Source organism: Christiangramia marina (assembly GCF_048285865.1).
Classification (GTDB): domain Bacteria; phylum Bacteroidota; class Bacteroidia; order Flavobacteriales; family Flavobacteriaceae; genus Christiangramia; species Christiangramia marina.
Genome location: NZ_JBLVTK010000002.1, coordinates 614,360 through 624,604, shown reverse-complemented (window position 1 = coordinate 624,604; position 10,245 = coordinate 614,360). Strand labels below are relative to the sequence as shown.

Annotated in this window: 10 protein-coding genes; 3 read left to right on the top strand and 7 right to left on the bottom strand. The window is 39.6% G+C overall.

Annotated features, from left to right (window positions below):
* Together ACNKXS_RS09375 and ACNKXS_RS09370 are read left to right on the top strand one after the other, a co-directional pair.
* Positions 1-355: FKBP-type peptidyl-prolyl cis-trans isomerase (locus ACNKXS_RS09375; protein ID WP_417920635.1), on the top strand; the 355-nt coding region annotated here is incomplete at its 5' end.
* A gap of 61 nt (positions 356-416) precedes the next feature.
* A complete protein-coding gene (locus ACNKXS_RS09370) occupies positions 417-965 on the top strand; it encodes a YfiT family bacillithiol transferase (RefSeq protein ID WP_295179366.1) in 549 nt (182 codons plus the stop codon).
* A 30-nt stretch (positions 966-995) separates the two neighbouring features.
* Here ACNKXS_RS09370 and ACNKXS_RS09365 read toward each other — a convergent pair whose 3' ends face one another.
* Together ACNKXS_RS09365 and ACNKXS_RS09360 are read right to left on the bottom strand one after the other, a co-directional pair.
* Positions 996-1,640 carry a peroxiredoxin gene (locus tag ACNKXS_RS09365; protein ID WP_417920634.1) on the bottom strand — a complete coding sequence of 215 codons (645 nt, stop codon included), beginning with the start codon at positions 1,638-1,640 and terminating at the stop codon, positions 996-998.
* Positions 1,641-1,736: 96 nt separating this feature from the next.
* Positions 1,737-2,294 carry a thioredoxin family protein gene (locus ACNKXS_RS09360; RefSeq protein WP_417920633.1) on the bottom strand — a complete coding sequence of 186 codons (558 nt, stop codon included), beginning with the start codon at positions 2,292-2,294 and terminating at the stop codon, positions 1,737-1,739.
* A gap of 65 nt (positions 2,295-2,359) precedes the next feature.
* On the opposite strand from ACNKXS_RS09360, the gene ACNKXS_RS09355 reads away from it, so the two are divergent.
* On the top strand, positions 2,360-2,701 hold the full coding sequence (locus ACNKXS_RS09355; protein WP_417920632.1) for a tRNA-binding protein: 342 nt from the start codon (positions 2,360-2,362) through the stop codon (positions 2,699-2,701).
* Here the strand turns inward: ACNKXS_RS09355 and ACNKXS_RS09350 are convergent.
* The 5 genes from ACNKXS_RS09350 to ACNKXS_RS09330 form a co-directional block, all read right to left on the bottom strand.
* Positions 2,698-3,408, bottom strand: coding sequence for a potassium channel family protein (locus ACNKXS_RS09350; protein WP_417920631.1), 711 nt, complete (start codon positions 3,406-3,408; stop codon positions 2,698-2,700). The genes ACNKXS_RS09355 and ACNKXS_RS09350 overlap by 4 nt on opposite strands.
* Before the next feature lie 3 nt (positions 3,409-3,411).
* Positions 3,412-5,202: a TrkH family potassium uptake protein gene (locus tag ACNKXS_RS09345; protein ID WP_417920630.1), complete on the bottom strand. Its 1,791-nt coding sequence runs from the start codon at positions 5,200-5,202 to the stop codon at positions 3,412-3,414.
* A 146-nt stretch (positions 5,203-5,348) separates the two neighbouring features.
* Positions 5,349-7,862, bottom strand: coding sequence for a M14 family metallopeptidase (locus ACNKXS_RS09340; protein ID WP_417920629.1), 2,514 nt, complete (start codon positions 7,860-7,862; stop codon positions 5,349-5,351).
* Positions 7,863-7,940: 78 nt separating this feature from the next.
* Entirely contained in the window at positions 7,941-8,321 is a 381-nt protein-coding gene (locus ACNKXS_RS09335; RefSeq protein ID WP_295179352.1) for a PUR family DNA/RNA-binding protein, read from the bottom strand.
* A 73-nt stretch (positions 8,322-8,394) separates the two neighbouring features.
* Positions 8,395-10,152 (bottom strand): ABC transporter ATP-binding protein, encoded by a 1,758-nt coding sequence (locus ACNKXS_RS09330; RefSeq protein ID WP_417920628.1) that lies wholly within the window; start codon positions 10,150-10,152, stop codon positions 8,395-8,397.
* Positions 10,153-10,245 lie beyond the last annotated feature (93 nt).

The following is a 10,245-nucleotide window of genomic DNA, read 5'->3' as shown; positions in this document are numbered from 1 at the left end:
CAAGCTTGCTGCAGGTTTTAAATCTACGGAAAGTGGTTTGCGATACCAGATCATCCAGAAGGGTGATGGCGTACAAGCTGAAAAAGGTAAGAACGTATCGGTACACTATAAAGGTCAGTTAGCAGATGGTACTGTTTTCGATTCTTCTTACAAAAGAAATCAGCCTTTGGAATTTCCAGTAGGTGTAGGCCATGTGATCCCGGGATGGGATGAAGGTATACAATTGCTACAGGTTGGAGATAAGGCAAGAATGGTAATCCCATCAGACCTTGCTTACGGAGAGCGTGGTGCAGGTGGTGTAATACCACCAAATGCGGTGCTTATTTTCGATGTGGAATTGATGGATGTAAAATAATATAGACTTATATATTTCTTAAAAACGCCCTGATTCTTCAGGGCGTTTTCTATTTTTAGATATGAGTACAGAAGAAGAGATTGAAAATTTGAAATTTCCTATCGGGGAATTTGAAATTCCGGAACAGGTTTCCGTGGAAAACATAAGAAATTATATTGATGAAGTGGCCAGATTGCCTCAGGCATTGATCGAGGAGGTCGAACATCTTGACCAGGATCAATTACAAATGGTCTATCGTCCTGAAGGCTGGAACATCCGGCAATTGGTGCATCATATTGCCGATAGCCATATGAGTGCATTTATGCGCTTTAAATGGGCGCTTACTGAAGATGAGCCAACCATTAAGGCATTCAATGAGAAAGGTTTTGCAGAACTGGCAGATTCAAAATTCACACCCGTAACGTTATCCCTTGGATTCCTTAAAGCCCTGCACGCGAAATGGATCATCCTGCTGGAGAATATGAGCACAGAAGATTTCGAGAGAACTTTTATACATCCGGAATCTGGCTTTCGTTACAGTTTAAAACAAAGTCTGGCGAATTACGCCTGGCATGGGAAACATCACCTGGAGCATATCATAGAACTTAAAAAAAGAAAAGGCTGGGATTAACCAGCCTTTTAGATTTTATAAATCGAAATATTACTTTTTTAGTTCCGGTTGTGCAGTTGTTCTCAGGTAAGGTTTTACCGTTTTGTAGCCTTTTGGGAACATTTTGTCTGCCTCCTCATTGCTTACCGATGGACTAATTACTACATCATCACCATGTTTCCAGTTCGCTGGCGTAGCTACTTTATTATAAACAGTAAGCTGCAATGAGTCAATAACCCTTAGTAATTCCTCAAAATTTCTACCTGTACTCGCAGGGTACGTAAGCGTCATTTTAATGGACTTATCTGGCGCGATCACGAATACCGAGCGTACGGTAAGTGTGTTGTCAGCTTTTGGATGGATCATTCCGTATAGATCTGAAACCTTTTTATCCTCATCTGCTATGATCGGAAAGTTCACCGTGGTATTCTGAGTTTCATTAATGTCCTTGATCCAATCTTTGTGTGACTTTACTCCGTCAACACTAAGCGCAAGTACCTTTACATCCCTTTTCTTGAATTCTTCAGCATAATTCGCGGCAGCTCCCAATTCAGTTGTGCAAACAGGAGTATAATCTGCCGGGTGAGAGAATAGGATTCCCCAGCTATCGCCTAGAAATTCATGAAAACTAATTTTCCCTTCAGATGTATCTGCTGTAAAATCTGGTGCTATGTCGCCTAATTTTAAATCACTCATAATCAATCTGTTTTTTTTGTTATTAAATCCTACTGAAATAGTAGGTTATTCAAATTTAAAGAATTGCAGGGAGTCAAATGAAAAGAACAAGTTAAATTAAGTTTTCCATTTGATGTTACAACCAATCGATGGCTTTTGATCTTTATTGACCTTACGATTATTCAACACCGCATCCATCGCTTCCCTGATGTCTCTTCCGTTGGAGTGCAAACCATTATTTGGTCTGCTGTCATCCAGTTGCCCATGATATATCAATTTAAGTTCAGCGTCAAAAAGGAAAAAATCTGGAGTGCAGGCTGCCTGGTATTTTCTTGCGATCTCCTGAGTGCCATCGAATAAATAAGGAAATGAATATTGATTTTTCGATGCAACTTCTGTCATTAGGTCTGGATGATCTTCCGGATAACTTTCGGGATCATTACTACTTATACCCGCGAAGCCAAAGCCAAGTTGCCTGTATTCATTCGCGAGTCTTACAATTTCCCCGTTAATATGTTTTACAAAAGGACAGTGATTTGATAGAAACATGATAAGTGTTCCTTTTTCGCCTTTGATATTTTTTAGATCCAGCAGATGTCCGGTTCGGGTATCCATCAGTTTAAAGTCTGGAGCATCGCTTCCAAGCGGAAGCATTTTCGATGATGTAAGTGACATCTTTTTCTTTAAAATTAATTATTAATGCTCAATATTCTCTATTTTTCCATCTTAAAATTCTGAATATGATTAGTGAAATTAGCTGGGAGGATTTCGAGAAAGTTGATATGCGAGTAGGAACAATTCTGGAAGCTGAGGAACTGCCGAAGGCTAGAAAGCCGGCCTATAAGATGCTGATAGATTTTGGAGAAGAAATTGGTGCGAAGCGAACATCTGCACAGATCACCAGGCGGTACGCAATGGAAGAACTTCCCGGTAGACAGGTGATCGCCGTAGTCAATTTTCCGGTAAAAAGAATTGCCGGTTTTAAAAGCGAATGCCTGGTGATGGGAGTGGTAGGTGATGAAACTGATGTTGTATTGCTCTCACCAGATCAAAAAGTACCAAATGGACTCAGGATCGCTTAATTCTGGGCTTCCTTAAACTTTTTATGTTGATCGAGTAATTTTCGAATATCCTTATTGTGTCCATAAAGCACCATGATATCGTCTTTATATAATTTGGTATCTGCATGCACAATTCCCTGTACGGTGTTTCTTTCAGTTGGAGCTCCAAGCTCGTTTTTACCTTCAGAAACGTTCATGGTCGTAAGTATAAGAATATTAAATTCTCCCTTGATGTCCAGTTCCTTTACAGTTTTGTCGTGATACTCTTCAGGTATTTTAGTCTCAACAATGCTAAAATTACTGTCCAGTTCAAAACTATCTACCACGCCTTCAAGATTTAATCTTTGTGCCCAGCGGTGAGCAGTTTCTTCTTCAGGATGAATAATTTCTGTAATACTCATCGTTTGCAATACCGTTCGCTGTAGTGGATCTATCGCGCGGCTTATAATTCTTTTCACCTTCATTTGCTTCATAAGCGCGGCGGCCATGATATTCGCACCTTTATCTTCTCCAATCCCAACGATCACCACGTCGCAATCCTTCAGTGGTAAATTCTTAACGGCTTCCATATCTGTTGCATCCAGACTAATAGCATGAGTTATTTTCTCCTTCATGCTTTCAACCTTGCTCATACTAATATCCACACCAATAACTTCGTTGCCCATTTCTGCCAGCTGTTCTGCAATGGACGATCCAAAGTTTCCAAGACCAATTACGATATATTTCATCTGTTAGTTTATTAAAATTTCATCTGTAGGCACTCTGTAATTAAGGTGTTTAGCCTTCCGAAGCATAGCAATTAAAAGGGTGAGCATGCTAACTCTTCCAATAAACATCGTAAAGATAAGAACGATCTTAGACGAAGATGATAGGCTGGAAGTAATTCCTGTCGAAAGTCCCACGGTACTATAAGCCGAAAATGCTTCAAATGCAATATCTATGATCGCTATATCTTTTTCGAAGATCGTCATCAGAAATATAGCGATGCTAATCACCATAAGTGAAAGCGATATAATAGCAAATGCCCGGCGAATAGAATTACTTGATACTTCTCTTTTGTACACTTCGATGCGATCCTTACCTTTTCCAAGACTAACAAAATTTAAGGCAGCAATGGCGATAGTGCTCGTCTTTATTCCACCTCCTGTAGATGCAGGAGAGGCTCCTATCCACATGAGCATAAAAATAAGCATAAGGGTACTTACATTTAATGCCTGCATGTCCACAGTATTAAAACCGGCTGTACGCGGCGTAGCAGCTCCAAAGAATGCAGTGACGATTTTTCCAAACCAGTTATGTTCCGCCAAAGTGTTGTTATATTCTAAAATATAGAAACCTAAAGTTCCCACGCTTAAGAGGATTATCGTGGTAACAATGACGATTCGTGTATTGAGATTGATCACCCATGGCGAGTAAGGTAAAGGCCTTTTATTATTGAGCTTGAGCAGAAGATTCGAAAAAGTATATTTCAGATATTTATAAATATTCAGAACTATAGGAAAACCAATCCCTCCAAGAATGAATAATATAGCAATTACCAGATGCAGCGGATAATTAAATCTGAAAATTGGTTCATAAAGACTGTTTTCAAGCGTAGAGAATCCTGCATTGCAAAAGCCACTTATTGCGTGAAATACTGAGAAGAATATACGATCACCAATCTGGCTCAATTCATTTTCGCTTAAGCTGAAATATATAAATACAGCTCCCAGCAATTCAGTAATAAAAGTGATGGAAAGAATTTTCTTAAGTACGCCGAAAACTTCACCTATACGTTCAGAATTGGTAGCATCTTTGAGTAAAAGCTGATTCTCGAAACTGGTCTGTCCACGAAAAAAGTAGCTAAAATAACTGGCAAAGGTCATGATCCCGAGTCCGCCCAACTGCATTAAAAGTAGAAGGATGGATTGCCCGAAAGTAGTGAAGTAGGAACCAGTATCTACTACAATCAGACCGGTCACGCATACTGCGCTTGTAGAAGTGAAAAGTGCATCCAGAAGTCCGATTCCTTCATGTGTCGCCTTAGGCAACATCAGTAAACCAGTGCCGACTAATATAATTCCCAGGAAACTACTTATAAATAGCTGAGCTGGATTTAGGTATGCTTTATTAAATCTAAAATTGATGGTGGCAAGTTCTCGTATGAAGTATACGAGCGATGCGAAATACATGTAAGCCATCTTATTGAGGGGTTGCAAACCCGGAAAATTCTCCATTAGAACATCTGTCTTCACGATACTTAGCAGGAGAATAAGCGTTCCAAGGATAGCGTCGAGGATCCTGATCTTGGCAGGAACTTTAACCTTTAGAACAAAATACCGACACAGGATCGAAGCGATCCCAATCAATAAGACTACATAATAAAAGCTGTTTAATTGTGCTTCCTGAAGTTTTTCCTGTTTAAATCCCAGGTCGTAAAGGGCTACAAGCAATGCAATGCAACTGGCCAAAAATGAGAGCCTGTTGAGGTAACTCAAAAACCTCTCATTTCGCAACCATGATTTAAATCCGGAGAATTTCAATAATTGGAATTTATAAGCATCAATTTTAAGTAATAGAGAATAGGTCCAATAAGTTTGACATTATAGGACCTATTGTTCCTTAACAAACCGGTACAAAGTTATGTAACCGACTATATAAGATTGCTAAAATTTACCCAAACTATCGGTTACATTTCTGTTCCGAAGAAGATAGCATTCATGAGTAATTTATTAGTACCGTACCAGAATGCTCTAAAGTTTGTGTTGTCTGTAAAAAGCATCACTTCCCCGCGGCCAAGTCTGTCATGTTTAAACGGAACCGTTCCCGCAAGAGAGTCCAGGTTTGGTTTGCTTATATATCCACTCAGTAAGGGTTTTTCTGTATATCGAATCGGGTTCTTATAGCTCTGCTTATCGGCTTCCATGAAAATCGTCGTGTTTCTGAAGAGCGCGATTTTATCTCTATTGTATCCAAAAGCGATCGGATGAGTTCTGTCCAGATCTGCTTCAAAGATCGCTCCACCAATTACCTGTGCGCCACGGAAGTCACCACGTTCTCCAAAACTAACATCCTTTGCGGTATTCTCTGTTTTTTTTGTCTCAAAATCAATGAAATCATTGTTTTTAAGCCAGTTCACAGCACTTCTAAAGCCTATGATGGTTCCTCCGTTCTTAGTCCAATCCTTCAGCTGAGTAGCAACTCCATCGTTCAATCCACCGCCCCAGGTACTTGGGACGATGATATCGGTATACCTGCTCAGGTCACTTCCGGAGAGGTCTTTAAGATCAAGTTTGGTAATTTTCATGTCGTAACGCTGATCGAACAAATGCCAGATCTCACCGGCATCATAGGAAGATATGGATCCACCAACCAGAATGGCAACCTGTTGGGGTTCGATTGCCCTAAACTGGTTACTTCCAAGATTAATTCCTCCGGTCATGCCGGTTGGGATTCCTTTAATGGCTATATGACTTACTTCAGAAACTTCAATCATGAAACTATAAAGCTCATCATTTTCCAGTTTTTGATTCTGGACAGGGATCATGATCGTTCCTGCAGCAAATTCATTGCCTTCAAAGGTAAATGCTTCCATGGAAACTTTAGCGCGAAGACCTTTCTCCAGGATTATATTCAGAGCTTTTGGAGCAAGGTAATTTTGCCAGTCTAGCAAATACGCATAAGAACTTCTCTCAGGTTGTTCTGGTGTAGGTATTTCCAGTTCCTGGATCTTCTCTCCGGCATTTTTCATCGTAACATCTTCAGAAAAGTCAAGATTGAACGCTAAGGGGAATGTCCAGGCAGATATATCGTAGAACAGGCTATCCTGAAACTCAGTTCTTCGTTCAAACATCGCTTTTAATAGTCGGTGTTGCCTTTGATTCTTTGGTACTACATAGGAATTTCCTTTTTTGAATTTCAAGCCTGCTTCCGTAAAATCTTTATCCACTTTGTGAACTTCGATCTGGTGACTCTTCAAAATCTTTGCAAGTTCATAAGCCTTGATAGGATCATGTCCACTACCAAAAGCATAGGCACCGCTTGATGCACTATTCCGGGATTCTTTGAAGAAATTACGCTGATAGTTTAATAATTTTTCACGCATATTTTCAGCAGCTTTTAAAGTTGAAAGTGCCGCGGTGAATTGGTTGCGAATCGTAAATGGAAATGTAAGGATACCATTTTCAGTTTCCTGAGCGTGACCCCGGGAACTTCCCTGCTCGAAAAGAATTCCAATGCTTCCATTAATGTCTGGAAAAGTGGAACCTTTTCCGTAGTAAAAATCGTCATAATTTTCCTCGGTATAGTACAGAGAACCAATTTCATCAAAAGCCTGGGCATGATAGGTCCCAATTTCTTTGGTTAGATCCTGGTTTAGCTGCGGAGTGAGTGGGTGTGTACGTGATGGAATCCCGGGCTGAAAGAAAAACGAGGAATTGGATCCCATTTCATGATGATCTGTAAGAACGTTAGGATACCAGTCATGAAAAGTTTTGATCCTTGCCTGGGACTCCGGTAATTGCACCGGTAGCCAGTCACGATTCATATCGAACCAGTAATGATTGGTTCTTCCACCTGGCCAGATCTCGCTGTATTCCCTGTCCTGAGGATCTGGATTGATGTTTTTGCTTTTATTAGCATTTGCCCAGTAGGCAAATCGTTGAAGCCCATCTGGGTTAAAGGCGGGATCCAATAGAATTATAGTGTTTTTTAAAGTTTCTTCGATCTCGGGACCTTCAGCTGCGGCGAGGTAATAGGCGTAGAGGAGGGCAGCATTGGATCCACTGGCTTCGTTTCCGTGGATGGAGAATCCCTGGTTGATCACAACGGGCATGTTTGAAAGGTCTTCCGAAGAATTTTCAGAAACTAAACCAATATGTTTTGTTCTAATATCTTCAAGATTAGCAATATTCTCTTCTGAAGATACAGTGAGCAGGATCAATGGTCGACCTTCATAAGTAGTTCCGCGATTTTCGATTTCTAGTCGGGGAGAGGCCGCTGCCAGGGTATGCATATACGAAACCAGACGATCATGACTAACATGCCATTCACCGGGAATAAAACCTATGCTCTCTTCCGGAGTAGGAATAGATTGGTTGTAAGAAATATCAGCTGGTAAATAATAGCTCATAGACAGTTCATCCTGCTGAGCGAAGCTTATCTGAAATACTAGAAAAAGAGAAAAAAAGAAAAGTTTGCGCATTGGTTTATTTTTGAAAAGCCCTAATATAAAAAAAACCGTCCTGATAGGGACGGTTCGTATAGTGTATAGACGTTTTGTCTAGATATCATCAAAACTTACATCTGTAAATTTCTCTGCTGCCGGAGATGCTGTTTGCTCAACTGGCTGCTCATCATATTCTTTCTTGAAATCTTTCTGGTGACGTTCGCTGATCACTTCCTCACCTTTTTCATTAACGATAAAGTCCGTCATTTCTTCAAGGATCTCTCTAAATCCATCAAAATCTTCTTTGTAAAGGTAGATCTTGTGTTTTTTGTAGTAGAAAGAACCATCGTCGTTCGTGAACTTCTTGCTTTCAGTAATTGTAAGATAGTAATCATCTGCACGGGTACTTCTAACATCGAAAAAATAAGTTCTTCTTCCGGCTCTTAAAACTTTAGAGAATATTTCCTCTTTCTCCATCATTCCCTTGTCGCTCATAAAATAGATTCTTTAATGATTGTTATTAACGAGCTCAAAAATCTAAAAATTTTTAACATCTAGCAAAAAATTTTCACATTTCTTTTTCATTTAGCTGTTTTGCGTAGAGTTCTTTGTAGTATCCTTCAGTAGTGATCAACTGCTCATGACTGCCTTCCTGTACCACCAGTCCGTCTTCGAGGATAATGATCCTGTCGGCATTTTTAGCTGAAGAAATTCTGTGACTTACGATGATCGTGGTTTTCTCTTTTGTAATTTCGAAGAGATTATTGAGTATTTCCTCTTCAGTTTCAGTATCAACTGCAGATAAGCAATCGTCGAATAAGAGAATTTCGGGGTCATGTATAATTGCTCTCGCGATAGATACCCGTTGCTTTTGTCCGCCAGAAAGTGTGATTCCGCGTTCACCAAGAACTGTGTCGTAACCTTTGCTGAAGCCCTGGATATTCTTATGTACGGAAGCATTTTTTGCAGCTGTAATAATTTCTTCTTCGGAAGCATCTGTTTTTCCGAATTTGATATTATTTCTAATACTGTCACTAAACAGGAAAGCATCCTGTGGTACATAACCAATATTTTCCCGAAGACTTTCCAGGTTCACCGTATCTATTTTGCGACCATCGATCAATAATTCACCCTGATCAATATCGTAAAGACGACCAATTAATTCAAGAATGGTTGATTTTCCAGAACCAGTCTTTCCAATCACCGCAAGTGTTTCCCCTTTTTCCACCTTAAAGCTTACGTTCTTAAGTGCGGTAATATTAGTATCATCGTAAGTAAAGCTCACATTCTTAAATTCAATACTACCGTTGATCGCATCCTGTTCGGTCTTGGGATTGGTAATTTCAGGTTTCTCACTAAGAAATTCATTGATACGTTCCTGAGATGCTTCCGCCTGCTGAACCAGGGAGGTTACCCATCCAATGGCTGCAACCGGCCAGGTAAGCATATTCACATAAAGTATAAATTCTACCAGTACGTCGATATTTTCGATCTTTCCGGAAATTATCTGTCTTCCTCCAATATAAATCACGATAATATTACTGATCCCGATTAAAAGGATCATAAGCGGAAAGAAAAATGCCTGTACTTTTACCAGGTCAATATTCTTATCTCTACTACCATTAGAGAGCTCTGTAAAGTTGTTGTTGGTTTGAGGTTCAAGACCATAGGATTTTATAACAGCGATCCCGCTAAAACTTTCCTGGGTGAACGTATTAAGTTTTGAAAGATATTGCTGTACAACGGTACTTCTTTTGTGAATGGCAACACTTAATTTGTAAATAGAGAATGCCAGAATGGGTAAAGGAATTACTGTGTACAATGTTAGCAAAGGAGCGGCCTGTATCATAAATATAAGGACCACAACTGTAGAGGTAAATGTGGTGACACTGTACATGATGGCCGGACCCAAATAAAGTCTGACCTTTGAAACATCCTCGCTAATCCTGTTCATGAGATCCCCGGTCCTGTTCTTCTTGTAAAAATTCAGGGAAAGATCCTGGTAGTGACGGTAAACTTCGTTTTTAAGATCATATTCAATATGTCTGGAAACCACAATAAAAGTTTGTCGCATTAGAAAAGTAAGAAATGCAGATATAAGAGTAGTTCCTACTATAAGGAGGATATTATAAAGAAGTTCATCCTTGAGGACTGAGACATTGGTCACTTCGCCATTAATGTATTGTTCTATAATGACTGTACTTTTACCAATTAAAGGGATGTAGTAGATCCCAAAAATTCTGGCGGCAATCGTAATAACCAATCCAATAAGTAGTTTCCATTTGTATTTGTAGAAATATTTATTGAGATGCTGAAGATTCTTCATTCAGTGAGATTCTATAAAGTTGAGGATTCTGTAATTTAACACGTTTAAAATCCATGCTTTTTAAATAATTATTATTTTTGCGGCGGATTTTTG

Bases quoted from the DNA above. Each gene is read 5' to 3' on its own strand.
- ACNKXS_RS09370 (WP_295179366.1), top strand. From the start codon at position 417: ATGAGTACAGAAGAAGAGATTGAAAATTTGAAATTTCCTATCGGGGAA.
- ACNKXS_RS09365 (WP_417920634.1), bottom strand. From the start codon at position 1,640: ATGAGTGATTTAAAATTAGGCGACATAGCACCAGATTTTACAGCAGAT.
- ACNKXS_RS09360 (WP_417920633.1), bottom strand. From the start codon at position 2,294: ATGTCACTTACATCATCGAAAATGCTTCCGCTTGGAAGCGATGCTCCA.
- ACNKXS_RS09355 (WP_417920632.1), top strand. From the start codon at position 2,360: ATGATTAGTGAAATTAGCTGGGAGGATTTCGAGAAAGTTGATATGCGA.
- ACNKXS_RS09350 (WP_417920631.1), bottom strand. From the start codon at position 3,408: ATGAAATATATCGTAATTGGTCTTGGAAACTTTGGATCGTCCATTGCA.
- ACNKXS_RS09340 (WP_417920629.1), bottom strand. From the start codon at position 7,862: ATGCGCAAACTTTTCTTTTTTTCTCTTTTTCTAGTATTTCAGATAAGC.
- ACNKXS_RS09335 (WP_295179352.1), bottom strand. From the start codon at position 8,321: ATGAGCGACAAGGGAATGATGGAGAAAGAGGAAATATTCTCTAAAGTT.
- ACNKXS_RS09330 (WP_417920628.1), bottom strand. From the start codon at position 10,152: ATGAAGAATCTTCAGCATCTCAATAAATATTTCTACAAATACAAATGG.